The organism is Hungatella sp., from assembly GCF_046966825.1.
On the sequence record NZ_JBKVCZ010000099.1, the window covers coordinates 1 to 26,394 of the forward strand.

At 51.3% G+C, this 26,394-nt stretch carries 20 protein-coding genes and 1 pseudogene; 2 read left to right on the forward strand and 19 right to left on the reverse strand.

Features of this window, described 5'->3' with window-relative positions:
- Positions 1-55 precede the first annotated feature (55 nt).
- The 9 genes and pseudogenes from ACLTD4_RS23890 to ACLTD4_RS23930 form a co-directional block, all read right to left on the reverse strand.
- Positions 56-733, reverse strand: a pseudogene (locus tag ACLTD4_RS23890) (Wadjet anti-phage system protein JetA family protein); the annotation flags it as partial.
- Positions 720-2,444: a GGDEF domain-containing protein gene (locus tag ACLTD4_RS23895; RefSeq protein ID WP_412331610.1), complete on the reverse strand. Its 1,725-nt coding sequence runs from the start codon at positions 2,442-2,444 to the stop codon at positions 720-722. The gene ACLTD4_RS23895 and the pseudogene ACLTD4_RS23890, both read right to left, overlap by 14 nt.
- A gap of 400 nt (positions 2,445-2,844) precedes the next feature.
- Positions 2,845-3,429, reverse strand: coding sequence for a sugar O-acetyltransferase (locus ACLTD4_RS23900; protein ID WP_117623817.1), 585 nt, complete (start codon positions 3,427-3,429; stop codon positions 2,845-2,847).
- Between the two features lie 20 nt (positions 3,430-3,449).
- Positions 3,450-4,652 carry an acetate/propionate family kinase gene (locus ACLTD4_RS23905; protein WP_117623816.1) on the reverse strand — a complete coding sequence of 401 codons (1,203 nt, stop codon included), beginning with the start codon at positions 4,650-4,652 and terminating at the stop codon, positions 3,450-3,452.
- Positions 4,653-4,819: 167 nt separating this feature from the next.
- Complete coding sequence (locus tag ACLTD4_RS23910) at positions 4,820-5,920, reverse strand: helix-turn-helix domain-containing protein (protein ID WP_055657492.1); 1,101 nt, start codon at positions 5,918-5,920, stop codon at positions 4,820-4,822.
- A 355-nt stretch (positions 5,921-6,275) separates the two neighbouring features.
- On the reverse strand, positions 6,276-7,121 hold the full coding sequence (locus tag ACLTD4_RS23915; protein WP_117623815.1) for a sugar phosphate isomerase/epimerase family protein: 846 nt from the start codon (positions 7,119-7,121) through the stop codon (positions 6,276-6,278).
- Positions 7,122-7,263: 142 nt separating this feature from the next.
- Positions 7,264-8,259, reverse strand: coding sequence for a Gfo/Idh/MocA family protein (locus tag ACLTD4_RS23920; protein WP_055657397.1), 996 nt, complete (start codon positions 8,257-8,259; stop codon positions 7,264-7,266).
- Positions 8,260-8,287: 28 nt separating this feature from the next.
- Positions 8,288-9,460, reverse strand: a complete 1,173-nt coding sequence (locus ACLTD4_RS23925; RefSeq protein ID WP_117623814.1) for a Gfo/Idh/MocA family protein — start codon at positions 9,458-9,460, stop codon at positions 8,288-8,290.
- Positions 9,461-9,475: 15 nt separating this feature from the next.
- The gene (locus ACLTD4_RS23930) at positions 9,476-10,234 is read right to left on the reverse strand and encodes a sugar phosphate isomerase/epimerase family protein (RefSeq protein WP_117623813.1); all 759 of its coding nucleotides are present in this window, start codon (positions 10,232-10,234) and stop codon (positions 9,476-9,478) included.
- A 169-nt stretch (positions 10,235-10,403) separates the two neighbouring features.
- Between ACLTD4_RS23930 and ACLTD4_RS23935 the strand changes: the two genes are divergently transcribed.
- The gene (locus ACLTD4_RS23935; protein WP_002600685.1) at positions 10,404-11,285 is read left to right on the forward strand and encodes a helix-turn-helix domain-containing protein; all 882 of its coding nucleotides are present in this window, start codon (positions 10,404-10,406) and stop codon (positions 11,283-11,285) included.
- 43 nt (positions 11,286-11,328) lie between these two features.
- Here ACLTD4_RS23935 and ACLTD4_RS23940 read toward each other — a convergent pair whose 3' ends face one another.
- The 4 genes from ACLTD4_RS23940 to ftsH form a co-directional block, all read right to left on the reverse strand.
- Positions 11,329-12,198: an ATP-grasp domain-containing protein gene (locus tag ACLTD4_RS23940; RefSeq protein WP_117623812.1), complete on the reverse strand. Its 870-nt coding sequence runs from the start codon at positions 12,196-12,198 to the stop codon at positions 11,329-11,331.
- Complete coding sequence (locus ACLTD4_RS23945) at positions 12,195-13,052, reverse strand: SAM-dependent methyltransferase (RefSeq protein WP_117623811.1); 858 nt, start codon at positions 13,050-13,052, stop codon at positions 12,195-12,197. The genes ACLTD4_RS23940 and ACLTD4_RS23945 overlap by 4 nt, the downstream gene beginning before the upstream one ends.
- 119 nt (positions 13,053-13,171) lie before the next feature.
- Positions 13,172-15,049 carry an aryl-sulfate sulfotransferase gene (locus tag ACLTD4_RS23950; protein WP_117623810.1) on the reverse strand — a complete coding sequence of 626 codons (1,878 nt, stop codon included), beginning with the start codon at positions 15,047-15,049 and terminating at the stop codon, positions 13,172-13,174.
- Positions 15,050-15,417: 368 nt separating this feature from the next.
- On the reverse strand, positions 15,418-17,478 hold the full coding sequence (ftsH, locus tag ACLTD4_RS23955; RefSeq protein ID WP_412331611.1) for an ATP-dependent zinc metalloprotease FtsH: 2,061 nt from the start codon (positions 17,476-17,478) through the stop codon (positions 15,418-15,420).
- 253 nt (positions 17,479-17,731) lie between these two features.
- Between ftsH and ACLTD4_RS23960 the strand changes: the two genes are divergently transcribed.
- The gene (locus tag ACLTD4_RS23960) at positions 17,732-19,372 is read left to right on the forward strand and encodes a CTP synthase (RefSeq protein ID WP_117623808.1); all 1,641 of its coding nucleotides are present in this window, start codon (positions 17,732-17,734) and stop codon (positions 19,370-19,372) included.
- 381 nt (positions 19,373-19,753) lie between these two features.
- On the opposite strand, the gene ACLTD4_RS23965 is transcribed toward ACLTD4_RS23960, so the two are convergent.
- The 6 genes from ACLTD4_RS23965 to infB form a co-directional block, all read right to left on the reverse strand.
- Entirely contained in the window at positions 19,754-20,806 is a 1,053-nt protein-coding gene (locus tag ACLTD4_RS23965; RefSeq protein ID WP_117623806.1) for a C40 family peptidase, read from the reverse strand.
- A gap of 46 nt (positions 20,807-20,852) precedes the next feature.
- Complete coding sequence (locus ACLTD4_RS23970) at positions 20,853-21,809, reverse strand: bifunctional riboflavin kinase/FAD synthetase (RefSeq protein ID WP_181988713.1); 957 nt, start codon at positions 21,807-21,809, stop codon at positions 20,853-20,855.
- Complete coding sequence (truB, locus tag ACLTD4_RS23975; protein WP_412331612.1) at positions 21,809-22,714, reverse strand: tRNA pseudouridine(55) synthase TruB; 906 nt, start codon at positions 22,712-22,714, stop codon at positions 21,809-21,811. Before truB ends, ACLTD4_RS23970 begins: the two co-directional genes overlap by 1 nt.
- Before the next feature lie 2 nt (positions 22,715-22,716).
- Positions 22,717-23,676 carry a DHH family phosphoesterase gene (locus ACLTD4_RS23980; RefSeq protein WP_055657381.1) on the reverse strand — a complete coding sequence of 320 codons (960 nt, stop codon included), beginning with the start codon at positions 23,674-23,676 and terminating at the stop codon, positions 22,717-22,719.
- An 11-nt stretch (positions 23,677-23,687) separates the two neighbouring features.
- Entirely contained in the window at positions 23,688-24,050 is a 363-nt protein-coding gene (gene rbfA, locus ACLTD4_RS23985) for a 30S ribosome-binding factor RbfA (protein ID WP_055657491.1), read from the reverse strand.
- A 77-nt stretch (positions 24,051-24,127) separates the two neighbouring features.
- On the reverse strand, positions 24,128-26,394 hold a 2,267-nt coding region (infB, locus tag ACLTD4_RS23990), incomplete at its 5' end, for a translation initiation factor IF-2 (RefSeq protein WP_412331613.1).

A 26,394-nucleotide genomic window follows, 5' to 3' on the forward strand; every position in this document is an offset into this window, starting at 1 on the left:
TGCTCATCTGCTCCATCCATTCCGTGTCCTCCCGCATGGCCGCGATCCATCTCTAGATATCGGTCTTATAGAGGTAAAAATTGTCGGAGGTCTTTAAAATGTGGTATTTCTTCTTCACAATCTCCTCCACATACCCCTCTAAATGATCCCGGAGCAGGTCTTCATACGACTTCTGTTCCAGCAGGCTTGCAAAGAATTTGTCCATATTATGCAGCATATCCTGCAGCGTCTTGTTCAGCCGTTTCGTATTGACAAATGCCGTATTCAGCAGGCTGATGCTGGCCCTCGGATCATTCTTTAAGGAAAACAATATGGCGTAAACATTCTGAATATAGATCTGCGTCTCATCCTCATCCTCGCTGTCGAGCCGCAAAAAAGCCTCTGTCATGACGGCGGCGTAGTCCGGAATCACAATATACACCGTCATAGAGGCATAATCGTCCACTTTTCTGAGCCATCCGGTCTTTAAAAGCCAGTTGAGCACCCTCGTGGCCGGCGGTTCCAGCGTATCCAGTTCATCCTCCAGCTCATCCTGCCAGATCACGTACCGCTTCTTTGCAAAATACTCGCTCAATACCTGGATGCAGACCTCACGGCTCAAAAAGTAGTTGCTGTATTCATATTCCTCATTGATTCTCAATAGTGCTTCTATGTAGGTGGACCGGTTCACCGAGCGGAACAGCCCCCAGAACCGGTCCGGTATTTCTTCCATCAGTTTCTTATTCTGTTTCATTCTTTATGCCTCCGCAGCCACATTCCGACGGTTCTAAACGCGTTTCATCCTGGAGCCGCTTCATCTGCTGCAATTTCTCATACATGGTAAAATCGGCGCGGCGAAAGGCCAGATCGATTCCGCACTCGTCCTCCCTGGACCAGCCGACCGCCACCGAGACGGGAAATCCAAGCTTTGTCTCCCCCTCCTCCAGCTTCTTCTGAAGGCTGGCTGCAAAATCCTCCAGTTCTTCCCCGGTAATCCGGCCGGACAGGGCACAGAACTCATCGCCTCCTATGCGGTAAAGCTCTTCCTTATCCTGAAAAGAAGCTTTCAGGGCATCTGCCACAAAGATCAGGGCCGCATCACCCTTCTGATGCCCGCGCTGGTCATTGATCCGTTTTAAATCATTTAAATCTGCCACCACCACCATAGTACCGGAAATTCCGCTTCCGCGAAGAGCCTCCAGCCTCTTTTCAAAGGCATTTCGGTTGGGCAGGCCGGTCAGCAGGTCTGTGTAAGCCATACGCTCCAAAAGTTCCCGTTTCACGCCCTCTTCCCGCTCCTCCACGATCTGGCGCACTGCGTAATAGACCAGAATGCAGAAAAATATCACCACTCCGATCTGGCTGAAATAGGCCGAGCTGATCTCCGGGCTGCACACGTAAAACCGCAAAATATCAAGGCAGGCAAATACGGCAAAGGACAGACAGGCCGCCATCAGCTGAATATCCCGCACCTTATCCCCGTGCAGTATACGCCAGACAAACTGGAATAGGAGCTCCGCCATAATCAGGACCAGAAGCACATGGGCTCCAATCAGACTCTCGATAAAATCACGGATTCCGGCAATCTGAAGGACCGATACCACCACAACGTTGATACAGGACAGCCAGTAGAGCAGATTCAGCCATTTGTCCTTCGAAAAGCTTTCATAGGTCAGAATAAACCGGATACAGGTCGGCGGAATCAGATAAAAGAGAAGAAAGAGCATATTGGACACAAGCGGCGCCTGCCCCCACAGGATCTGGTATCCCCCGGACTCCAGCACGAGCCACATGCAGGTCACCAGCGAAAAAAGGCAGAGACAGCGCAGCTGATACGTCACATATTGTTTCTTAAAGCTGAAACTGTACGCCAGCAGCAGAAGTGCCGCCAGGATAATTGCAAAGTTAAAGATCATCGTCGGCATGCATTCATGGATAATCTGAAATACCAGCGCATTCTTAGTACCGATATAGACCTGATTCAATTGGCCGGAAAGGCCGCTGTAATAGTTCTCAATTTCGATGGAAAGAGTCTTTCCCTGGCAGTCATCCGGAAGTCTGGCAATCACCCATGCGTTATAGGGCGCCTCTCCAAATGGAGTCTTCTGGCCGTATCCGAACTCCTCTATCATCTCCCCGTCCAGGAAAATCCTCACATACTGGTGAACAGCACGAACCATGACCGAATTGCCTCTGATCCCGTATTCATCAAGCGTTATGGAATAGCGGACCGGAATCCCCTTTTGCGGGGAAAATGGCCCCGGCAGCTGCGACACTGCCGTTTCTCCCTGATATTCCATACTCCAGTCACCTGTAATCACCACCGGCTTCTCACTGTCAAAGCGGACATCGGGAGCCTTCGCAGTACCGAAAAGCCATATAAAAATACAGAAAGAAAACGCCATCACAAGATACATGACGGCGGACTGGCTCCTTCTGTTACTGCCCGCTCGCTCCTTTTCCATGCCCGCACACCTCTTTTCGTTCAAAGGTTACAGGAATATTATAACAAGAACACGGACTTGTGACAATCGAATTCTTTTTTCAATCTATGACTGAACCCATAACTGGTTTTATATGTGGCTGCAGCCCGCCGGCCTCAGCTTCCCGGTCTGTCCAGCTCTGCTCATGCTCCGTTTCCTGTGACTTTGCAGGATATTAGCAATTCTTAACGCGCAGGATTTTTCGTTCAGGGGAAATCCCCACCTGTCTGAGCGCAGCGAGTTTGGGGATTTCCTCTGGTTTTTAGAAAAATTCTGCACGTTTAGAAGTGCTTATATCCGAAACCGGAACAGGAAACGGAGCATGAGCAGAGCTGGACAGACCGGGAAGCTGAGGCCGACGGGCCGGGGCGGTAACCACAGGTCAGAGATTCTCTCTCATTACCCTGCACGGATTCCCATAGGCAATCTTATCCGAGGGAATATCCCTTGTCACGACACTTCCCGCCCCGATCACGACATTATCGCCAATCGTCACTCCCGGCATGATAATCGCACCACCGCCGATCCACACGTTGCTGCCAATCCTGACAGGCGCCGTCTGCGTCTTGCAGAACGCAAAGGAACCGTCCTCCTTCATCTCGCCGAACCGCTCTCCGGCGTTCGTGGGATGAAAGGCCGTATAGATCTGCACATTGGGCGCAATGAGGGCGTTATCACCGATGATAATCAGATTATCATCCAGAAAGGTACAGTTCATATTCACTTCGCAGTTATTGCCGAAATAGATGTTATTTCCGTAATCCACATAAAATGGCGCCGTTATCCAGAGGTTGGCCCCGCGTCCTCCCAGCATCCGTTCTAAGATCCGGTCCTTTTCGACGAAGTCTTCCGAATCTGTCCGGTTGTAATCGCGGACCAGATTCTTAGCCTCGTGCCATCGGTTCAGCAGCTCGCTGTCACCGCAGTCATACAGCTGTCCCGCCAGCATTTTTTCCCGTTCTGTCACAATAATCTCCTTTCTTCGCGTCAGTGGTACATCCGCGCCACTTCCGCCGCCTCTCTGGCAATTTCCAGTTCCTCATTGGTCTTAATCACCAGCACATTCACCCGTGACATCCCGTCTGAGATCCGGAACGCCTCCGCCTCATCCCTGTTCTTTACCTCGTCTATGGTAATCCCCAAATATTCCAGATAACTGCAGATCTCCATGCGGATATCGGAATCATTTTCCCCGACGCCCGCGGTAAATACTATATTATCAACGCCGTTCATCGCAGCCGCATAGCTGCCCACGTATTTGGCCACCCGGTAGGCAAAGATCTCCCGCGCCAGAGCTGCCTGGTCGTTATACTTGATCTCAGCGTCCTTCAGTTCCCGGAAATCACTGGAAAAATTCCTTGAAATGCCCAGGACGCCGGATTCCTGATTGAGAATATCCAGTACCTGCGCGAAATCCAGATTCTCCTTCTTCGCCAGAAATTCCAGCGCTCCCGGATCGACATCTCCGCATCTCGTTCCCATGACCAGCCCCTCTAACGGTGTAAATCCCATGGAATTGTCCACTACCTGCCCGTATTTCACCGCACAGATGCTCGCTCCGTTACCGAGGTGGCAGACAATAGTCTTCACCCGGCCCGGGTCCTGTCTCATAAATTCCGCGGCCCTCCGTGAGACATACTTATGACTGATCCCATGAAAGCCGTAGCGGCGGATCCTGTGCCTCTCATAATACCGGTACGGAAGCCCATAAAGAAATGCCTTCGGCTCCATCGTCTGGTTGAACGCCGTATCAAATACCCCCACCATCAGCGTATCCGGCATCAGTTTCCGGCAGGCCTCCACGCCCACCAGATTCGCCGGATTATGGAGCGGCGCAAGGTCGTTGCACTCCGTCATGGCCTGGGTCACCTCATCTGTGATCACCACGGACCCCGTAAATTTTTCACCGCCATGCACAAGCCTGTGTCCAATCACATCGATTTCCCGAAAATCCTTTATCACGCCTTTTTCCGGGTCCGCCAGCGTGTCCAGCAGCGTATGAACCGCCTGCGTATGATTTTTCATCGGCACCGCCTCTTTTAAGGAAATACCGGTGCGGGTCCGGTAGGTAAACCGTCCGTCTATGCCGATCCGCTCACATACCCCCTTCGCCAGTACCTCCTCGTTCTCCGAATCTATCACCTGGAATTTCAACGAGGAACTGCCGCTGTTAATCACCAAAATTGTCATATCCGCTGTGCGCCCCCTTTCAGCCGTATCTGTCACTGTTTATTATACTTGACTTGCTCCCTGTTGGCAACGAAAAACGGGACGCTGTACAAAAAGGCACCTTCGGAGCCGCAGCTTATCTGCCTGCCCGAAGGTGCCGTCATTTCTCCCTGTTATACCGTGCCCGCTTATGCGTCCCAGTCGGTAAAAGCAACGCTGACCATACCCATGCTGCATGAAACCTTATAGAAATTGGAATCCCCGGCGTTCATGGTCTGACTTCCGCCGATTCCGCTCAGTCTGTTGTCCCCGATTCTGACCTCGCCCATTCCCACGGAGGTACGGTAGCCGTAATGCTCCGGTTCTTTGATGTATAAGCGGACCGATCCCATTCCGCAGTCCACGGAGCACTTTCCATACAACTCGCCCCGGACCACAATCTCTCCCATTCCACATGTAATCTTTGACGCGTAACTGATAAAGTCCTTCATGGTCACCTGCCCCGCTCCCACGCTCAAAGTACTCTCACCGGCGGTAATTCCCGCCCCGGTCAGCGTTCCCGCTCCGATATTCAGCTTCACCTTATCAAAATGATACCCTTGGGGAATGGTAATGATCATCTTTCTCTTCGAAAATGTGTTTCTTCCGATCCGCAGAATATTTTTATCGGCAATGTCACGAACCGTCCAGATCCCGCCCGATACCTCGCTGATGATATCGCCCTCCTGATACCCTTCCGTCTCCAGGCCGAAATCATTGCCGGATCTGATAACCGCGGCACAGGCTCCGGCGCCTACGATAAGCTCGCTGATGCTGTGCATGCCGTCGTCTCTGGCCGGAATCGCTAACAGGCTCTGAAATCCTGTCTGCTCCGGATCTCTGGTCTGCTCTGATTCTCTCTTCCACTCTGATTCTCTCTTCCGCTCTGATTCTCTCTTCCGCTCCGTTTCCCGTTCTCCGGAATCTTCCGATCCCATGGTGAAATTCACCTCCGGTCCCTCTTGCCGCGGAACGCCTGCTTCGTTTGCATCGCCATACGTGTTATTGGAATGGCTGGCGTTTCCGCTCTGTAGGCCCAGAAGTTCATCTGTACTCACTTCCAGCACCTGTGATAATGGAACAAGCGTCATAATATCCGGGCAGGAAATTCCTGACTCCCATTTACTCACGGCCTGCGCCGATATTCCCAACTGCTCCGCAAGCTGAGCCTGGGTCAGTTTTTTCCGTTTTCTTAAGTATGCGATTCTATCGCCCATAGTTCCCGGAACAAATTCTTTTCTATCCTGCATCCTTCTGTTCTCCTTCCGTCTCAGCGTCTGTTTTTCACCGCGGTCTGCTGCGCTGTACAATTTTAAGATATCCTCATTCCACCTCAAAAATCAAGCAACCAGCGGTTGTTAATCACGCAAATCACGAAAAACAACCACTGGTTGAGTTCCTGAAACCAGTATATCACTCTTTTGTGTATGCGTCAGCTAAAACAAAAGTGTTTGGACACCAATATCTGGCAGGCAGAGGAGTGTTCGTCATGGGAAATCGAAAAAAACTGCTATGGTCCATCGGTCTCCCGTTTTCCACAACAGTTTATTCGATCTCTTACTTTCGAACCATCGGCTCACTCTGTTTTCTGCTAATTCCCTGTTCTCATCGGCCCAGCAGTTCGATCAGTCTGCCATACGCCTTCTTATAAGCCGACACGCCATCCTGCTCCCTGCGCTCCCTGGCTCCCTGTTCCAGTTTATCCAGGCCGTCGAATGACACGAGATGCGGTTCCAGACTTAAAAATCCTTTATAGCCTGTAGAATCCAGCATGGACAGAATCTCCTTCACATTGCCGTCACCATCCCCCGGAAGCACAACCTCGCCGTCTTCCTGAAGGGCATCCTTAATATGTATATAGAAGATATAAGGTTTCAGCATCTCATATGCCTCCAGCGTATCCTGGCCGCACTGGACAAAATTTGCAAAGTCAAAGACACCTTTAAAATGATCTCCGTAAAACGCCTCCATCAGCTCCAGGCACCGGCTGGCAATATCGCCGTAAATCTCCTTTTCATTTTCATGGAGAAGGACGACATCCTGTTCCACAGCATAGTCCACCATACGCTTCATTCTGGAAAATACCTCTTCCTTATACTGCGCAGGATCTTCCCCTTCCGGTATGTAAAAGCTGAACATGCGGATATACCGTACTCCCCACAGCTTTGCCAATTCCACAACATGCCGGTATGTCTCGAAATGCGGTTCAAAGTCATCGGTAATCTTAATCTTTCCAATCGGTGATCCCACAGAAGAAACACGGATACCAGCCGCTTTCATCCTCTCTCCCAGTTCGGAAGCCATCTCAAGGCTTAAGTCTGCCACGCCGGTTCCATCGGCGCTTCGAAGTTCTACATACTCCTGTCCCAGTTCCTTTAAAACACTTAACTGTATATCAAAATCCTTATTGATTTCATCTGCAAATCCAGAAATTCTGCAGTCACTTAACATTTTTACTCTCCTCTTCATTTTTCCAGCTGCTTCGCAGTTCCCCTGCCATCTTACAGTTCCCCTGCCATCTCAAGTTCCCCTGCTGCCTCGCAGTTTCCTGCCGTCTTACAGTTCCCCTGCCATCTCACAGTTCCCTGCCGTCTCACACATTCCCTGCCGTCTCATAAGCCTTCAGCATGAGCCAGACGGTGTCCTTAATCTGTTCCAGACCAACGGAAAATGGTTTTCCCTGCTCCACGCTCTCATAAAAGCTGTGAATACAGTCCATATGTCCAGCCCCCCAGTAGCTCTTGCCGAGATGTTCCCGGCCCGAGTAATCGATCGTTTTCGTCTCTCCATCGCTGCCCGCAATGGTGACTTTCAACTCCTCGATCCGGACCCTGGCCTTCTCGCATTCCAGCTCGATCATGGGCGGAACATCCGCCACATAGCCGGTGGTGGCATAGAAGCATGCCTTTTCTTCCCCGTAAGAAATATAGGCCTCCATCGTGTCCTCCACCTCAATAATGCCCTTTAAATGGTGATTGGAGGTGGATGCTTCCATAGTCAGAGGCGTCTTTCCGATCAGATACTGGATCAGGTCAAGCGTATGGATGGACTGATTGATCAGAGCGCCGCCGCCTTCCTTTTCAATCGTTCCGCGCCAGCCGCTTTCCGTATAGTAGCGTTCCCTTCTGCACCAGGTAACCAGGCCCCTGGCTCCCAGGATCCTGCCGAATTCACCGTTCTCAAGCCGTTCCTTCACCGCCGCAACGCTGGGATTAAACCGGTTCTGAAAGCAGACGCCCAGGGCCGCCCCGTTGTTCGCCTCTTTTTCCGCACGCTGAAGCGTCTCCCACTGCTCCTGGCTGATGACCGGGGGCTTCTCCATAAATGTATGAATTCCCCGCCTTAACGCCTCCGCTGCCATGGGCGTGTGAAGATAATGTGGCGTACAGATATGGAGGACGTCGATCTCCTCCTTCTCCAGCATCTGTTTCCAGTCGGTATAGGGGACTGCACCGTACTCCCGGGCCATAGACTCCGCGCGTTCCGGAATTACATCTGCCACGGCAGCCAGCTTGCAGCCTTCCATTTTCATGATCGATTTCGCGTGTACTGCGGCAATGCTGCCGCATCCGATGATCGCACTCTTCATTTACGCTTCCCTCTTTATCTTCTCTCTTCTAAGCCTTTCCACTCCCATAGGACCCCTTTGTGTTGAAGGTTACCTCGTTCACATGCTCCTTTTTCCGGGAAGCGGCTCTCTTCTTATTCAGTTCCTCCAGGAACAGCTCTTCATCGAAGGGAATCTCTACCGGGCGTTTCAACCAGCTGGATAAATGCATGGCATTGGAGAGTGTTAATCCGTTAATTCCTTCCTCTCCGCCCGCGATCAGCGGTTCTCCTCTTAAAATGGCTCCAGCAAATGCCCTCAGGACTCCCACATGCTGAAGATTTTCCCCGTCTGTCTCCACGTCGATCCATCTTCCCTCTGGCTTCTTAAAGCCCTCCGTGGTGGTATAGCAGTACTCTCTCTCATTGACAGCCAGCTCGTAAACCTTAATTTCCTCATTTTCGCAGACGATCTTTGCCTTTTCCAAATCCACCTCAAACCGGTTGGTTCCAGGCGCATCTCCCGTAGTCGTCACAAATACGCCGGTTGCCCCGTTCGGATACTCCAGATACGCCGTCACATCGTCTTCCACCTCAATATCATGCCATTTACCCTCGTGGCAGAAGGCCTGAACCGACTTAGGCATGCCGCAGATCCACTGAATCAAATCCAGATTATGAGGACACTGGTTTAAAAGGACGCCGCCGCCCTCGCCATCCCAGGTAGCGCGCCATCCGCCGGAATTGTAGTACGCCTGGGTTCTGTACCAGTCTGTGATGATCCAGTTGACACGCTTGATGGCCCCGTACTGGCCGCCGTTCACCAGCTCATGCATCTTCCGGTAGATGTGGTTCGTCCTCTGATTGAACATCATTCCAAATACCAGATCGTGCTTTGCCGCTTCCTCGTTCATCTCCCGCACCTGCTTCGTATACACGCCCGCCGGTTTTTCACACATGGCATGAAATCCCCGTTTTAAAGCTTCCATCACATACTTCGGATGGTCGTAGTGAGGAATCGCCACCAGAACGGCGTCCATGTCCGGATAATCCAACAGCTCCTCCGCCGTTTCAAAAATCTTCACGTTCTCCGGAAGAGTCTCCTCTGCCCATTGGCGTCTCGATTCCCGCAGGTCGGCAACCGCCGCCAGCTCGATCTCCGGCACTTTCCCATCTAAAATACTCTCCACATGGCCGCTTCCCATGTTACCAATCCCGATAATTCCCAGCCTTACTTTATTCATGATCCTATCCTCCTTCTACCTGTATCCCAATTCCGCAAGATTCCGATAACTCTTTTCGAGGCAGACAAATGGATTCTCCAGACACGTGTCCTGTTCCACCAATGCGTATTCGCAGTCAGTCTTCTTAAGCGCCTCTAAAATAGCGGGAAAATTCATATTTCCTTCCATCACCGGAGCCATGACCTCCTGCCCGTTCACGATGCCTCTGTCCTTTAAGTGAACGCAGGGAATCCGGTCGGCCAGACGCCCGATCCACTGGCACACATCACCGCCCGCTGTCTGTACCCAGTACGTATCCAGCGTAATTCCAAGCTCATCAGGGGCAAATGCGTCCAGCAGATAATCCATCAGATACGTTCCCCCTGTCTTCTCAAACTCAAACGCATGATTGTGGTACATGAGACGCATACCCGCATCCTTAATCATACGGGCCGGTTCCTTAAAATCAACTGCAAAACGCCTGATCCAGTCCGGGTTCCGGTATTTCTCCGGCATCGATCCGATACCGATATACTTACATCCCATCACCTCGTGGTCGCGGATCAGCTGCTCCGTATCCTTCCGTATCCTGTTTAAATCGCTGTGGGTCAGCACGATCTTCAGCCCCATCTCGTCGGCAATTTCCCTTGCAATCTGCGGGGTGATCTCGCTGCCTGTGGCCGACAGCTGTACCGTCTCATATCCGATCTCCGCCACCCGTCTCATGGTCTCCCGAAAATCCGGCGCCGTCTGTGTAAACAGCCTGACTGTATAAAGCTGTGCTCCTGTCTTCATAAATCATTACCTCCTGCATTCATTTCTGTTGCCTCTATCATAGCGCTCTTCCCGCAAAAAATGGATTGGTAATGATGAAATAAAGTTTGCAAATATAGCCCTCCCTGATATACAATAGAAGCAGCCAGCATCGATTTTGCTTATGCGCACATTTGGGAGGAACTGCTTCATGATCTACGAATCCGCCCCGGCCCCCGTGTCGGGAAAAGTTAATTTTACCACCAGTCATATGAAAAGCGATACCTTTGAAGTCCATTACCACTCCTGCTATGAGATCTACTATTTTCTAAAGGGAGACGCCGATTATATGGTGGAGGGCCGGGAGTACCATCTGACTCCCCACAGCCTGATTCTGCTGTCCCCCTACGTCTTTCACGGAGTGAGGGTGAACTCCACGACGGACTACGTCCGCTGTTCGGTCCATTTTTCGCCGGAATCGGTCATTGCAGAGCGTCGTGTCCTTCTGCTGTCCTCATTTCCGGGAAATAAAAAAAGCGGACCAGGAGAAGTGTTCTACGAGCAGACGGAAGAATATGGCCTTCACGCCTATTTTGAACACTTAATCTGGTCCCAGAAACAGCCTGCTGCCTTAAGCGGCGCCTATTATGCCATGTTCTTAGAAGCGCTCCTGGCTGAGATTTCCCTGATGTGCCAGACCCTGCGGCCCTCTACGCCTGACAGCAGCGCCTCCGGCACCATAACCGATATCATCCGCTATTTAAATGAGCACTTAACCGAGCCCGTCACGCTCGACGAACTGTCCGGCCGCTTTTTCATCAGCAAATACTATATGAACCGCGCATTTAAAAAGGCTACCGGCACCACAGTCATGGATTACTTAATCTACAAGCGCATCGTCATGGCCAGACAGCTCATGCTCAACGGCTTCACGGCGGCTGACGCGGCCAATGAGACGGGCTTTGGAGACTATTCAACCTTTTACCGCGCCTATAAAAAGGTGATGGGATGCCGCCCCGGAGCGGACAGGACTGGAAAAACGTCCCCAAATCCCCATGAAACAGTGAAAAAAGTGCAGGGAACCGATATTTAACCGGTCCTCTGCACTTTCTTTTCTCTTCATTCCCACACTGCTTTTATTCGTTCCCGCACAGCCTCCATCTGATTTCATCGTAAAACTTAAACACATACTGATTCGGCGAAAGCCCGGACACCTGCCCGTCTCCCGTTTCAATCACCGTCCAGGAACCGTTTTCAAGCTCCGCGAAATCGACCGTATAAAAATGGCTGTCCAGCACCGGAATCGTGTTCACCAGTTCTATGGGAACAACGGGCCATCCCTCTTTCTGATTGGAATTCGGGCTGAGCGTCAGGAGTTCCCCGTTTAAATAAAACGCCCTGTATTCATTGGTCATACTGTCCCGTCTCTTCAGTTCCACATATTCCTTTAACACAATGCCTCTCACATATAAATCTCCGCGCATTGCCTGAAACCTCCGGGCATATTCATCCAACTGCCTGTCATCGTACGATGAGTCGAAACAGGCGGGGAAATCAGTCCCCTTCACCGATTTCACGTAGTCTTTCATCATAAAACGGGGAAATGCGTGTTTAACTTCTCTCCAGTCCATCGCCTCCCCTTCCGGATATACTCTGATTCCTGGAGTATAATCCGCAATCGCCGGATAAGCCAGCGGGAATTCATGGCAGTTCTCGTATTCCGCCGGCGTATTGATCAGGGTCAGATTCCGCTCCTTCAGCGCCTCAAACAGCCTTGCATACACTTCCGGCTGCAGCATCCAGCCCCGGTAGATGCATCGCTCGTCGTCACCTGCCGCCTCCGCCGGATACAGCCTGAAAGGTTCTCCCGCCACGAAATTATCGTAATTGTACAGCACGGCCTGAAATTCAGGAAACTTTACCGCCTCCTCGTACTCCTGGCGGTAATCCGCATCCACTTTTCTGATGTCAAAGTAGTCGGCCGGGTAGAGTATGGTTATTTTCATGGTTGTATGGTTCCCTCCCTCCGCTTCACAGACACCGCACAGATGGTATCCGCATTTCCCGTGTATGGCCGGCCTGCTGCATCATCAAAAAATACAATATCTTCAAAGCCAGCTTCCCGCAGCTCTTTCTCCATAGACTCCACGGTATAGATCTGATTCCAGTTATTATAGCACTGACACGCGTCTTCCGTTACGATCACATACTGTTCAACATAGTTATTCGTCTCCGGATACTGATAATTCCGCTGGATACAGACATGGGGTTTTCCGGACCAGAATCCCTGCTCCAGATACTCTACGGCTTCCATTTCCCTCCGTTTTTCCCTGTACTTCTCTGAATCCCCATCCAAAATGAAAATTCCGTCTTTCTTCAGGGCTCCATACACGTTCTTTAAAAGTACTTTCCTGCTTTCCGGCGGAAGCACGCCATAATCGCAGTATATCAGAACGGCTGCATCAAATTCCTCCCGGTAATCCATTTCCAGATAATTTTTATAATGATATTCGATCGGAAGCGTCTCCGCCTCCGCGTGTTCCCTGGCATACGCGATGGAACGCCTGGAATAGTCCAGCCCTGTGACCCGGAAGCCCTCTTTGCAGAATCGCTCCGCATAGAGACCGGGGCCGCAGCCTAAGTCCAGAAGCTTCATGCCCGGTCTGACCTTACAGTACTGTGCGATCCATTTCGCAGACTGTTCTATAAAATCATGGCGTCTGGAAGCCGCGTCGATCTCCGGATCGAGATGCGCCTTCAGCATATACTCCGAAATATGTTCGTCATCCCAGAACGGAGCGGAGCTGGGCGCATAGAGAGATGGTTTTTCCTTTAAATAGTTGATGAATTTGCTGTACATAGGAACCTCCGTGTGAATTGTCATTTACTGTTATGACGGGTATTCTTTCAGTATACCTTTTTTTCTATGGGGATAGCAACCCTATGTTGAAGGCAGAATCAATTTTTAGAAGAACAAGTTCATTCACACCCACACACAATCCGAATTCCCGTCTCATATTTCCTGTCATCCACAATCACCCGCACATCAAATGTCCCCGTTAATCCGGCCTTATTCACGAACGTCCTGGTATTCCTCTCATCGGAATCCATGAACGTTCCGCAGCACATAGCCAGATGGGACACAGCCGTGGTAGAGATAAAGTATCTGTGGGTCTCATTTTCCCCTTCCAGAAGCAGCATGACGAGTTGTCCCTTCTCAAATCTGGAATAAAAAATAAAGCGGTCCGGTTCTTCCTCAATCCTTGCATTGCACACTTCCGGAAGCAGTTCGCCGCATGATTCCACAGGAATGTCCGTCTCAAATTCCTTTGTTACGCCCATATGCCCCAGCTGTTTTCCCTCTCCCAGCTCCAGATTATTGCCGGGCACATACATCTTTGTCTTCTCCGCACGGTAATAATTGCCGGGCAGATGAAGTTCCATCATGACTTTTCCGTCGCAAACCTCGACCGTGTATGTCTCCAGACGGCTATCCGGCATGTTTCTTGCAAAAGCTCCCAGTGCCTCGGACGGTTCGCCTCCGACATAGGAGATTCCACCTGAGTGAATCATGTAATGGTCTTCATTATAGTATTCTACATTACAGATATATGGTGAGAAGAATTCCGCACCGCGTTCCTTTCCGTACTGCCATACCTGCTCAATTGTCATTTCTTCTGTGTTGATCTTATAGCGGACGCCTCTGGAATAGCTGTCCTTCGCTGTCCGGTATTCCTCTTTCAGCTTTGAGCCGTAATGGTGGTTGTCGAAGCACATGACATCGCCATCCGGCGTAATCACACAGGCGTGCTGTTCATACTGCCATTCAAATCCCTCCCCTATGGGCTTGAAGAAATACTTCTGGTATTCCTCCGGCCACCCCTGCGGATCGCCGATAATCCAGTTCAGTTGTCCCGTCTCATAATCCACATTCACCATAGCATCAATATGACGGCCTGAGAAGGTAAGGGTATCCGTGTTCTCATCGTACCAGACAGCATTATTATGGAACCAGTCTTCAGAACTCCAGCTGCCCGATTTGGAGCATCCCGGTTCCAGGAACTGCTTGTAATCCCATGTCTTTAAGATCTCGCCGGTCTCCCTGTCTATTAAAACAGCCTTGTCCTCCACCGTATCGCTGGTCAAATCGTCAGTCAGAGAGATGATATTGCCATCCGGCATCTCGATATGATCGTGATGATAACCGCCCGGCAGACAAAATTCCTTGTATATCTTTCCGCACATATCCATCTCATAGATTCCGGACACGTAATACGGCATCTGGATCAGGCGGTCTGTTCCCATCAGAATATGGCCATTTCTCGCCCGCTTAAAATCAAAGATACACGGAACATTTAGATGCCATCTGGCGTCTCCTGCATAGTCGAAGCCGGATGCCAGATTCTCGTCTGACGGCGCTTCAATGATGATGTCATCCTGCATATACTCCGGTGTGGTCTTCATTGAATAGCAGACCTGCTTTCCATCGTACACATCGGGAGTCTGAATGGTGATTACGGCTGCAGTTCCACGGTAAGGACGCAGTTCCACGCGGTTTTCGTAATCATTATAAAGACCCAACACCGGCAGTACATGGGTCTTCGCTTTCGGAAATGTATGATAGATATTCGCTTCCTTCGTCTTTCCCTGGACTGTGACCGTTACCGCGGTCTCTTCCTCCGTCTTAAACAGCACCACCGCAGTCAGGGGACTGATAAAATACGGATTGTATTTAATCAGGGGATTCCGAAGCGTATAATTTCCCTCTTCCAGTTCCTTCAGCATGGCCGTTTCCGCCTCCGCCTGTCTCGCAATCAAACCGGCATCATACTTATAACCAATCGTTTTCTCTGCCATCTGTATCATCCTCTCTTTCTTCAAAAGTATTCCTGTAATTATTTTACCGGAGTTTGGAAAGTAAGGATATAACGTATGTTATTTTCATTAAAATTAAAGACGGATAACCCACCCTCCCCTGTCCCCAATCAAAAAATCCCCCCATAAAAGGGAGGAAGCCGGTAAGAGGGGGATCCTACCGGCTTTGAGTATGAAAAAAAGTTTTATATTATTAATAACGTTTACGAGTATTACTATAACCAATAAATGTGAAAAATATTTGCCCTAAATGTGAAAGAAATGTGAATCTTAAACATTCCTCTGATAAAGAAGTCCCCTGACTTCATACGAAATCAGGGGACCTGTCTCACTTCTTATCTCTTCAATTCCTATCTCTTTACTCCCATATGGAACATCTCATCAGATCCGGATTTCTCTTCCGTATCCTTTGTCTCCTGGGACGGTTCCTTTGGCGCAGTCTCTTCCGCTGCGGGACTGCTCAGGACTGCTTCTTCCTTCTTATCGTCGAACGTGTCCTTATGGCTTACCACGTCGTCCATCTTGTCGGCATCGGTCTTATCCTTCTCCTCCGGCTCCGGTATTCCCTTCATCTCTCTGAAGATCTTCATGAATTCCTTGCCGGTGATGGTCTCCTTCTCGATTAAGAACTCTGCGATCTTATCCATCACATCGCGGTTCTCAGACAACAGAGCCTTGGCTTCCTCGTAGGCTTCCTTCAGCATCTTCATAACCTCGTTGTCGACTTCGGCAGCCGTGGCATCGCCGCAGTTCATGACCGTACGGCCGGTTAAGTACTGGTCTTCCTGAGTCGCTAAGCCCATCAGACCAAACTTATCGGACATACCGTACTGAGTAATCATGGCACGGGCCATTCTGGTCGCCTGCTCGATATCGTTGGCTGCTCCCGTGGTCACAGTATCAAACACAAGCTCCTCCGCTGCTCGTCCGGCCAGGGCCCCGACCAGCATGGCGTGAAGTTCTTTCTTCGTATTTAAATATTTCTCTTCCTCCGGCACGTGCATAACGTAGCCAAGGGCGCCCATGGTTCTCGGAACGATGGTGATCTTCTGAACCGGCTCCGCGTCCTTCTGGAGGGCGCTTACGAGAGCATGGCCAACCTCGTGGTAAGACACGATGCGGCGCTCTTCCTTATTCATGATTCTGTCTTTCTTCTCTTTACCCACAAGCACAACTTCAACCGCTTCAAATAAGTCTTTCTGGGCGACGGCCTGTCTGCCGCTCTTAACCGCCAAAATGGCTGCCTCGTTGATCATGTTGGCAAGATCCGATCCAACCGCGCCGGAGGTCGCCAGCGCAATCGCGTCGAGATCAACGCTCTCATCCATCAATACGTCTCTGGAATGAACCTTTAAGATATCCACACGGCCCTTTAAATCCGGCTTATCCACGATGATCCGGCGATCGAAACGGCCTGGACGCAGCAGCGCCGGGTCTAAGATCTCCGGACGGTTTGTCGCAGCCAGAACCAGAAGTCCCTTGGAGGAATCGAATCCGTCCATCTCGGACAGCAGCTGGTTTAATGTCTGTTCACGCTCGTCGTTGCCGCCGCCGAATCTGGAATCACGGCTCTTACCGATGGCATCCACCTCATCGATGAAAATGATACAGGGAGCAGACTCCTGGGCCTGCTTTAATAAGTCACGCACACGGGAGGCGCCGACACCCACGAACATCTCTACGAAATCAGAACCGGACAGCGAATAGAATGGGACATGCGCTTCTCCGGCTACCGCCTTGGCAAGCAGGGTCTTACCTGTACCAGGAGGACCCACAAGCAAAGCTCCTTTCGGCAGCTTGGCGCCGATCTTCGTGTATTTACCCGGATTGTGAAGGAAGTCTACGATCTCCGTCAGCGACTCCTTCGCCTCGTCTTCACCGGCTACATCGCGGAATGTAACTCCGGTCTCTTTCTGTACGTATACCTTGGCGTTGCTCTTGCCTACGCCCATGATACCGCCGCCTCCGCCGACACGGCGCATCATAAAGTTAAGTAGAATTCCCATCAGACCAAACAGCAGCAGATAGCTGACAATGGTCTGGATAATGAAGTTGCCATCCTTACGGATCCTGTGCGTATCCACGCCGGCTGTCCGAAGTCTCTCCGCGAGTGTTAAATCATTATCCATTCGCACGGTATAATATGTTTTCCCGGGCATGTATCCTTCCCAGGTGCTCTTCGGCTCGATTGTAATTCTGGAGTCCTCGACGCTTACGGCCTCTACCTGCTTCTCATCCACCATGTTCATAAATGTATCATAGCTGAGCTCTTCCGTGGTCCTCGCTGAGAGTGCGTTGTGCAGATAGGACAGCCCTGCCACCGCAATTAAAAAGGTAACTACCCATGCAATAATTACCTGTGCGTTCTTTGGCATCTTACTGTTATTATTCTGATTGTTGTTGTTATCCATATGTGTAAATTCTCCAATCCGGATATTCTATACCCATTCTATATCATTATAGTGTCAGTCTCTCCATAAATCAAGAAAAGAATTATAAAATCCTTATAAAGAGATTTTCATTCCATGCCATTTTAAGACAAATTTTACACTTAATAATCGAAAGTTTTTTCATGAAAATGTGGATTTCTGAAATAATTAGTTGTATAATATCGTTTTTATTAAATGACACATCCCCAAAAAACCTTAAGGAGGTACCATTTTTATGCCAGTGAAATACGTATTTGTCACCGGTGGCGTCGTGTCCGGTCTTGGCAAAGGCATCACCGCAGCATCCCTTGGCCGTCTGCTGAAGGCGCGCGGCTATCACGTCACCATGCAGAAATTCGATCCCTACATCAACATCGACCCCGGCACCATGAATCCGGTCCAGCACGGTGAGGTATTTGTCACCGAGGACGGCGTGGAAACGGACCTGGATTTAGGCCACTATGAGCGGTTTATCGACGAAAATCTGACGAAAAATTCCAATGTCACCACCGGCAAGGTCTACTGGACCGTGCTGACAAAGGAACGCCGCGGAGACTTCGGCGGAGGAACGGTTCAGGTGATCCCCCACATCACCGACGAAATCAAAAGCCGTTTTCACCGCAGCGGAGAACAGACCGCGTCCGGCGTCTCAGACCCCCTGCAATCCGATGACATGGAGATTGCCATCATCGAGGTCGGCGGCACCGTCGGAGACATCGAGAGCCAGCCGTTTTTGGAGGCAATCCGCCAGTTCCAGCACGATGTCGGCCGTGAAAATGCGATTCTGATCCACGTAACCTTAGTTCCCTATCTAAAAGTGTCCGAGGAATTAAAGACAAAGCCCACCCAAGCCAGCGTCAAGGATTTGCAGGGCATGGGAATCCAGCCGGACATCATCGTCTGCCGCTCCGAGCTTCCCCTCGACGACGGAATCCGCAGCAAGATCGCCCAGTTCTGCAACGTTCCGAAAAATCACGTGCTCCAGAATCTCGACGTGGAGGTACTCTACGAACTCCCGCTGGTAATGGAACAGGAGCATCTGGCCGAGGTAGCCTGTGAGAGCCTGCACATCCCTTGTCCCGAACCGGATTTATCCGAGTGGAGTTCCATGATCGAGAGCTGGAAACACCCGCAGAAGCAGGTAACGGTGGCTCTGGTCGGCAAATACATCTCCTTACATGACGCCTATATCTCCGTTGTGGAAGCATTAAAACACGGCGGTGTGGCCAACCACGCCAGCGTATCCATCCGCTGGGTCGACTCCGAGGAGGTAAATGATGGTAATGCAGCCGAGATCTTTGACGGTGTGAACGGCATCCTCGTGCCCGGAGGCTTTGGAAGCAGGGGAATCGAAGGGAAAATTTCTGCCATCCGCTGGGCGCGCACCCATGGGATCCCGTTCCTCGGTCTCTGTCTCGGAATGCAGATGGCCATCGTGGAATTCGCCCGCGACGTCGTCGGCTACAGCGACGCCCACACGGCTGAGTTAGACCCTGACACCGGCCATCCGGTCATCCATCTGATGCCGGACCAGAACGGCATCGAAGACATCGGAGGAACCCTGCGTCTCGGCTCCTATCCCTGTGTGCTTGACAAAACCTCCAGAGCCTACGCCCTATACGGCCAGGAAACGATTCACGAGCGCCACCGCCACCGGTATGAGGTCAACAACGACTACCGCCAGGCCCTGACCGAAAACGGCATGAAGCTGTCCGGCATTTCCCCGGATGGACGGATCGTCGAGATGATCGAGCTTCCGGAGCATCCCTGGTTCGTCGCCACACAGGCCCATCCGGAATTTAAATCGCGGCCAAACCGTCCGCATCCGCTGTTTGCCGGCTTTATCGAGGCTGCGCTTAAAAATCTGGATAAATAATTCCCCAGTTATCCTGTCGCCCACATAAAATAAGAATATTGGTTATACTATCAATATCATTGAAAATGGGGGCAGACACGATCGTGACTACGGAAAAAGCAGTTATACTTTTAAGGGCATACGCCGCCTGCATGCTGAGTGAAAATTGCTCCGACTGTCCGTTTCAAGGGAAGTGTTCCGGCTGGACAGAGGAGCTTGTGCTTCAGGCATTACATCATTTAAATACGGAGTCCGAAGGAGATCAGCGCGTTTGACTGCGTTCCTCTGAAATAAAAGAACGGACAGAAAAAAGCTGGCAAACAGCTTTCTCCTGTCCGTATTCTGCCGCATTCATGGAGGCGTTCTCCATATCGGCCGGATCTCATCCATGGGTACTAAAGCCTATGGAATCACTCTCCGTATTGTCACCGGCTTCCGGTAATTCCAGGTTGAAATCTTAATGCCGCTTCTCCGGTTGGCCGCATGGACGATCTTTCCGCCTCCGATATACATGGCGACATGATCGATCGTGCTTCCGCTGGCATAAAACAGTAAATCACCCGGCTGCATGGCCGTGGAAGAAACCGCCAGTCCCTCCGCGGACTGTTCCCTGGAGGTTCTGTCCAGATGAATGCCGGCGGCGTGTTCCATGACATACTGAACGAAACCGGAGCAGTCGGCTCCCGTATTCGGATTTGTTCCGCCCCACCGGTATGGATTGCCGACGAAACGCACGGCGTAGTTCACCACCTGCTGGCGAAGGGAATTCTCCACTTTTTCCGCCTCCGGAATGGTATAAGCTACCACCGCGTTGCCCGGCACGTAGGCGTAGCCTTCTTTTTCACCGTATCGGATCTTAATCCAGCCGCCTCCCGCTCTGGAGAGAAAATCATACGTCTCTCCCTCGTGGATCCGGCCCAGGATCTCCGAATCCGTATCCGGAGCGCTGCGGACCCTGAGGGTATCCGTGTTTACGCGGAGCATGAGTTTCATATCGTAATAGGCCGATGCCCTGGCAGCCTGTCCCACGGCGAGATACTTACCCGAGACGTAGCCGGTTACCTGGCCCGATTTTATCTTATACCAGCCATGTTCCATTCCCAGCACGCTGCATCCGGCATGGCTGTCCATTTTTCCTACTATATCCGCGTCATTCTTTGGTTCTTTTCTGATGTTCAGGGAATCCTCCACCATGGCTACGCCAAGGTTTTTGAAAATATCACGAAAGGTTCCGAACACCACTTTTTCTTGCGTAAGACCGGCGGACACCGCCTGGCTCTCCGTTTCCTCCACAGACTCCAAATGCTTGTCCATGGCCGTCCCGAATCCCGCTATGGAGGTTCCGGACGTGAAGGAAGGTTCCGGCTTAGCCGCCTGTACATCTGCTGTGCCCAGGACCACGGCGCTGCCGCAGGCCAGGCAAAATCCCAGCATTTTCCATGCTTTGTCAGTCATTATGCACATTCCTTCGCAAGTTATTATTCAGATTTGTTGAAGCTGTTTATGATAAATGAGTTATCTGCTGATCTGACAGGTTCTTTAAATACGCCAGAGCGTAATCCCTGTCTCTTCCTATCTGCGCCTTCAGCTGCTCAAGTCCGTCAAATTTCTTCTCCGGGCGAATAAACGAAAGCAGCTGTACTTCTATATTCTTCCCATAAATATCCTCATCTATACCATACAGAAATGTCTCCGCTCCCACAGGGGATACCCCGCTCACGGTCGGCTTCCTTCCGATGTTCGTCACTCCCCCGTAATAAGTACCTTCTACATAGACCTTTGACACGTAAACGCCAAATGTCGGCAGATGTTTTTCAGGCGGCGGCAGAATGTTGGCCGTTGGAAATCCCAGGACGCTTCCCCCGATATGATTTCCGTGCACCACGGTTCCGTGGATGGCATACGGCTCGCCGAGAAGCTCGTTCGCCTTCTCGATATTTCCGGCATCCAGTTCTTCCCGCACATACGTACTGCTGATATCCCGGTTGTCATCCTGTTCCTTGTGAATGACGATGAGCTCGTACCCGTATTTCGCCTTCCATTCTTCGAGGCGGTCCGCATTGCCGGCCCCCTTATAGCCAAAGGAGCAGTCCGTTCCGACGACGATCACCCTGGCGTGCATGCGCGAAACCAGGATATCCCGCACGAAGTCCTCCGGCGCCATACGTGCCGTCTCCTTCGTAAACGGATACTCCACTAAATAGTCTATGCCGATTCTTTCCAGATTATTCCTTCTCTCCAGGTTGGTGGTGATAACCGTCTGTTTCTTTCCCTCCACCAGGCTTCCCGGCGTCATATCAAAGGTAAATACAGCCGTCTTAAGGCCGCGCTCCGCCTTCACCTCCAGCATCTGCTTCAGCAGCTTCTGATGGCCCCTGTGGCGTCCGTCAAACTTGCCGATGGTCACGACCGCAGGCTCCTCAATCTGAAAATCTGTTGTTTCGGTTATATATTCCATCATTTGTTTCCTCCCAGAAAAACCTTCTGAGGCTTCAGTACGTTCTTCTCCCGGTCCAGAGCGTAAATCCCGATAAACCGCCCCTGGCTGTCGTAGACCCGGACCGGGCTGTCCTGCGCCGGGGAGTCTCCCTCCGCCTGATTGCGGTAGAACGGATTGCCGTTATGGACCAGCTTATCAAACTCTTCCTTCATCGTAAGAGCCGGATACTCTAAAAACACGGCGTCAACGGCAAGAATATAATCCGCAAGTCCGCCGTCATCCCTCTGCTTCTCAATCTCGGAGAGCGTCAGGCTGTCCTTCAGTTCAAACTGGCCGACTCTCGTCCTCAAAAGCGATTCCATACAGCCGCCGCATCCCAGCTTTCGTCCGATATCGTAGCAGAGCGTCCTGATATAGGTCCCCTTTGTGCATGACACCGACATGGTCACTCGCGGCAGGGCGATCTCCTCCACGGAGATATCCAGGATCTTCACCGGTCTCGCCTTCCGTTCCACTTCCCTGCCGGCGCGGGCCAGCTCATAGAGCTTCTTCCCATCCACCTTCAGCGCGGAATACATGGGCGGCACCTGGTCGTAATCGCCCAGAAAGCTCAAGACTGCCGCTTTCACCTCTTCCTCCGTCACCGCCACCGGATATTCGGCGAGCGTCACGCCCGTCGTATCCTGCGTATCGGTCTCGAGGCCCAGCAAAAGCACGGCGCGGTAAGTCTTCGTCCGGTCTGCCAGCAGATCGCAGAGCTTCGTGCCGTTTCCGAGACACACGGGAAGCACGCCCTCCGCCATGGGGTCCAGCGTGCCGGTATGTCCGATTTTTTTCTGTTTTAAAATACCTCTCATTTTCGCAACAACGTCATGAGAGGTATAGCCTTTTTCTTTGTATACATTGATGATACCGTCTGCCATCTTTAAGTATCTCCATTAATTTGTACTGAGATCCGTGCGGATAAGTTGTTGACGACGTCGTGAACACTGCCGGCCATGGTACATCCCGCCGCCTTCACGTGGCCGCCGCCGCCGAAATACACGGCGATCTTACTCACATCCAGATCATTGGTGGAACGCAGGCTCACTTTATACTCGCGGCAGGCCGTCTCGTACATGAAAATCGCACACTCCACGCCCTCCGTAATCCTCAGCTGGTCGATGATTCCATCCATGTCGGCGCTGGTCACGCCGTAGAAATCCATGTCCCTCTTATGAATCACGCTGAAAATACAGCGCCCATCCAGGAAGGTAATGCTCTCCAGAAGCGCACGTCCCAGAATCTGGTTCTGAATATACGTTTTCCGGTAAAAGCTGTTGTCGATGATGTGGGGGAAATCGATTCCCTTTGCCATCATCTTTCCCGCGATCTCCATGGTCTTCGCAGAGGTGCAGTCGTATTTAAACACCCCTGTGTCGTGGATAATACCGGTGTAAATGCATTCCGCCACCGCTTTGCTTATCTTCTCTTCCTCCAGAAGGCCGAAGAGGACCTCGCAGGTGGAGCTGGCTTTCGCTTCTATGATATTCTGTCCCGCAAACCCGGTATTGGTCACGTGGTGGTCCACGCAAATACTCTTTTTGGCGCTGTTTAAGTACCGCACCGCCTCACCGAAGCGGAGCATGTCGCTGCAGTCCAGGCAGAGGCAGAGATCAAACTCCGCCTCCACTGAAAAATCGCTGCAGATACGCTCTATATTCTTTAAATAACCGAATTTTATGGATGGTTCCTCTAAAAAGACGGTCACTCGGACATCAGGATAATGTTCTTCCAGGTAGTTGTACGCTGCCAGACAGGATCCGATACAGTCTCCGTCCGGGCGGATATGGCCGATGATCGCCATCGTCTCTACATCCTCAAGCATAGTATCAAAAAAGCTCATGGAAACACCTCCTACTCTTTGATATCTTTCGTTACCTCGTCAATCAGTTTCGACATATTTACCCCATATTCGATGGACTGGTCCAGAATAAATTTGATCTCCGGAGTATTCCGTAAATTCACTCTTCTGGCCAGCTCGCGGCGAATATAGCCCTCCGCGCTCTTCAATCCTTCGATGGTTGCATTGCCGGCTTCCTCGTCTCCTAAAACACTGATATATGCCTTGCAGAATTTTAAGTCCGGAGTCACAGAGACTGCAACCACCGTCGTCATGGGATGGATTCTCGGGTCCTTGATCTCCAGGCGGATAATCTCGCTCAGTTCTCTCTGAACCTCCATATTGATTCTTGTATTCTTTATACTGTTTTTACGCATGTTCTTCCTTTCGTTTTGCCGCTCCGCCTTCCGGCAGGATTCCCCGGCTTCCACTTAAGTCCTAATGCAGTGTAGTACTAGCGGGGAACCTCTACCATAGCGTAAGCTTCAATCATGTCATCTTCCTGGATGTCATTGAACTTCTCAAATACAAGACCACATTCGTAACCTGTCGCAACTTCCTTCACATCATCCTTAAATCTCTTTAAGGATGCCAGCGGGCCATCGTAAAGCTGCTCTCCTGCACGTGTAATACGTACGCTGCAGCCTCTCTGGAACTTACCGTCCATGACATAGGAACCTGCAATCGTACCGACGCCGGAAGCCTTGAATGTCTGACGCACAATGGCGTGGCCGATCACCTGCTCTTCAAAGATCGGATCCAGCATGCCCTTCATGGCCGCTTCCACATCCTCGATTGCCTGATAGATTACCTTGTACAGTCTCATATCCACTTTCTCGCGCTCTGCTATGGACTTCGCCGTCACATCGGGTCTTACGTTAAAGCCGATGATGATGGCGTTGGAAGCAGATGCCAGAGATACGTCGGATTCGTTGATGGCACCAACGCCGCCGTGGATTACCTTTACCATAACTTCTTCATTGGACAGCTTCACAAGACTCTGCTTCACTGCTTCCACAGAACCCTGTACGTCAGCCTTGACAATGATCGGCAGTTCCTTGATATTGCCGGCCTTGATCTGGCTGAACAGGTCATCCAGTGATAACTTAGCTTTTGTATCTTCCAGTAATTTATTCTTGCCTTCAGAGATAAATGTCTCTGCGAAGTTTCTCGCTTCCTTCTCGTTTACAGTTCCTACCAGAACCTCGCCTGCGTTTGGAACGTCACCCAGTCCCAGGATTTCCACAGGAGTAGACGGACCGGCCTCTTTGACTCTGCGGCCCTTGTCATCCATCATGGCGCGGACTTTTCCGTAGCAGGAGCCTGCGGCAACGGTATCTCCTACATGGAGAACACCCTTCTGTACCAGAACGGTGGCAACCGGGCCTTTTCCCTTGTCAAGCTCTGCCTCGATGATTAAACCTCTGGCAGTTCTGTTCGGATTGGCCTTCAGCTCCTTCACCTCTGCGGTTAAAAGGATCATCTCCAGAAGCTCCGGAATACCGTCTTTTGTATGTGCGGATACCGGTACAAATACCGTGCTGCCGCCCCAGTCTTCCGGAATCAGTTCGTATTCGGATAATTCCTGTTTTACTCTGTCGATGTTGGCACTCGGCTTATCGATCTTATTGATTGCCACAATAATCTCTACGCCTGCTGCCTTCGCATGGTTGATCGCCTCCACAGTCTGCGGCATCACGCCGTCGTCCGCTGCGACTACCAGAATTGCGATATCTGTGGACTGAGCGCCTCTCATACGCATGGCCGTAAATGCCTCGTGGCCTGGTGTGTCTAAGAAGGTGATCTTCTGTCCGTTAATTTCCACCATGTAGGCGCCGATATGCTGTGTGATACCGCCGGCCTCTCTGGAGGTTACGTTTGTCTGACGAATCGCATCAAGAAGGGATGTTTTACCGTGGTCAACGTGGCCCATAACGCATACTACAGGCGGTCTGGCAACCATATCGGCCTCGTTCTCTTCATCCTCTTTTAAGAGTTCTTCGATGACATCCACTTTTACTTCTTTTTCGCAGAGAACTTCGTATTCCATAGCGATCTCTTCCGCCTGATCGAAGTCGATCTCCTGATTCAGGGTTACAATCTTGCCCTGCAGGAACAGCTTTTTAACGATTGCTGACGGCTGAAGCTTCATCTTCTCCGCTAATTCCTTGATTGTCAGGATCTCCGGAAGAATGATCGTCTTAACGACCTCTACCTTAGGCTCTTCATGTGCCGGCGGCTGGATCGGAGCTTTAAACTTGCCGCCTTTGCCCAGATTCTTCTTTGCGTCGTCGTCCTTGTCTCTCTTGTCGAATCTATCGTTCTTATAGGCGTTTTTATTGCCTCTGTTGCTCGTTGGTTTTGCCTGGATCGGTGTATCAAAGGATTTTGCTCCTCCGTCTCTGCCCGTTCCCGGACGTCCGCCCGGTCCCTGCGGTCTGCCTCCGCGATTATCGCGGTTGCCCTGATAACCGCCCTGGCCCTGCGATCTTCCATCACGGTTGCCCTGATAGCCTCCCTGGCCCTGCGGTCTTCCGTCACGGTTTCCCTGATAGCCTCCCTGGCCCTGCGGTCTTCCGTCGCGGTTTCCCTGATAGCCTCCCTGGCCCTGCGGTCTTCCGTCTCGGTTGCCCTGGTAGCCTCCCTGGCCCTGCGGTCTTCCGTCACGGTTGCCCTGGTAGCCTCCCTGGCCCTGCGGTCTTCCGTCACGGTTGCCCTGGT

Bases quoted from the DNA above. Each gene is read 5' to 3' on its own strand.
- ACLTD4_RS23940 (WP_117623812.1), bottom strand. From the start codon at position 12,198: ATGAAAATAACCATACTCTACCCGGCCGACTACTTTGACATCAGAAAA.
- rbfA (WP_055657491.1), bottom strand. From the start codon at position 24,050: ATGCGTAAAAACAGTATAAAGAATACAAGAATCAATATGGAGGTTCAG.
- ACLTD4_RS23925 (WP_117623814.1), bottom strand. From the start codon at position 9,460: ATGAATAAAGTAAGGCTGGGAATTATCGGGATTGGTAACATGGGAAGC.
- ACLTD4_RS23930 (WP_117623813.1), bottom strand. From the start codon at position 10,234: ATGAAGACAGGAGCACAGCTTTATACAGTCAGGCTGTTTACACAGACG.
- ACLTD4_RS23935 (WP_002600685.1), top strand. From the start codon at position 10,404: ATGATCTACGAATCCGCCCCGGCCCCCGTGTCGGGAAAAGTTAATTTT.
- ACLTD4_RS23905 (WP_117623816.1), bottom strand. From the start codon at position 4,652: ATGACAATTTTGGTGATTAACAGCGGCAGTTCCTCGTTGAAATTCCAG.
- ftsH (WP_412331611.1), bottom strand. From the start codon at position 17,478: ATGGATAACAACAACAATCAGAATAATAACAGTAAGATGCCAAAGAAC.
- ACLTD4_RS23980 (WP_055657381.1), bottom strand. From the start codon at position 23,676: ATGAGCTTTTTTGATACTATGCTTGAGGATGTAGAGACGATGGCGATC.
- ACLTD4_RS23965 (WP_117623806.1), bottom strand. From the start codon at position 20,806: ATGACTGACAAAGCATGGAAAATGCTGGGATTTTGCCTGGCCTGCGGC.
- ACLTD4_RS23895 (WP_412331610.1), bottom strand. From the start codon at position 2,444: ATGGAAAAGGAGCGAGCGGGCAGTAACAGAAGGAGCCAGTCCGCCGTC.
- ACLTD4_RS23950 (WP_117623810.1), bottom strand. From the start codon at position 15,049: ATGGCAGAGAAAACGATTGGTTATAAGTATGATGCCGGTTTGATTGCG.
- truB (WP_412331612.1), bottom strand. From the start codon at position 22,714: ATGGCAGACGGTATCATCAATGTATACAAAGAAAAAGGCTATACCTCT.
- ACLTD4_RS23970 (WP_181988713.1), bottom strand. From the start codon at position 21,809: ATGGAATATATAACCGAAACAACAGATTTTCAGATTGAGGAGCCTGCG.
- ACLTD4_RS23945 (WP_117623811.1), bottom strand. From the start codon at position 13,052: ATGTACAGCAAATTCATCAACTATTTAAAGGAAAAACCATCTCTCTAT.
- ACLTD4_RS23915 (WP_117623815.1), bottom strand. From the start codon at position 7,121: ATGTTAAGTGACTGCAGAATTTCTGGATTTGCAGATGAAATCAATAAG.
- ACLTD4_RS23920 (WP_055657397.1), bottom strand. From the start codon at position 8,259: ATGAAGAGTGCGATCATCGGATGCGGCAGCATTGCCGCAGTACACGCG.
- ACLTD4_RS23960 (WP_117623808.1), top strand. From the start codon at position 17,732: ATGCCAGTGAAATACGTATTTGTCACCGGTGGCGTCGTGTCCGGTCTT.
- ACLTD4_RS23910 (WP_055657492.1), bottom strand. From the start codon at position 5,920: ATGCAGGATAGAAAAGAATTTGTTCCGGGAACTATGGGCGATAGAATC.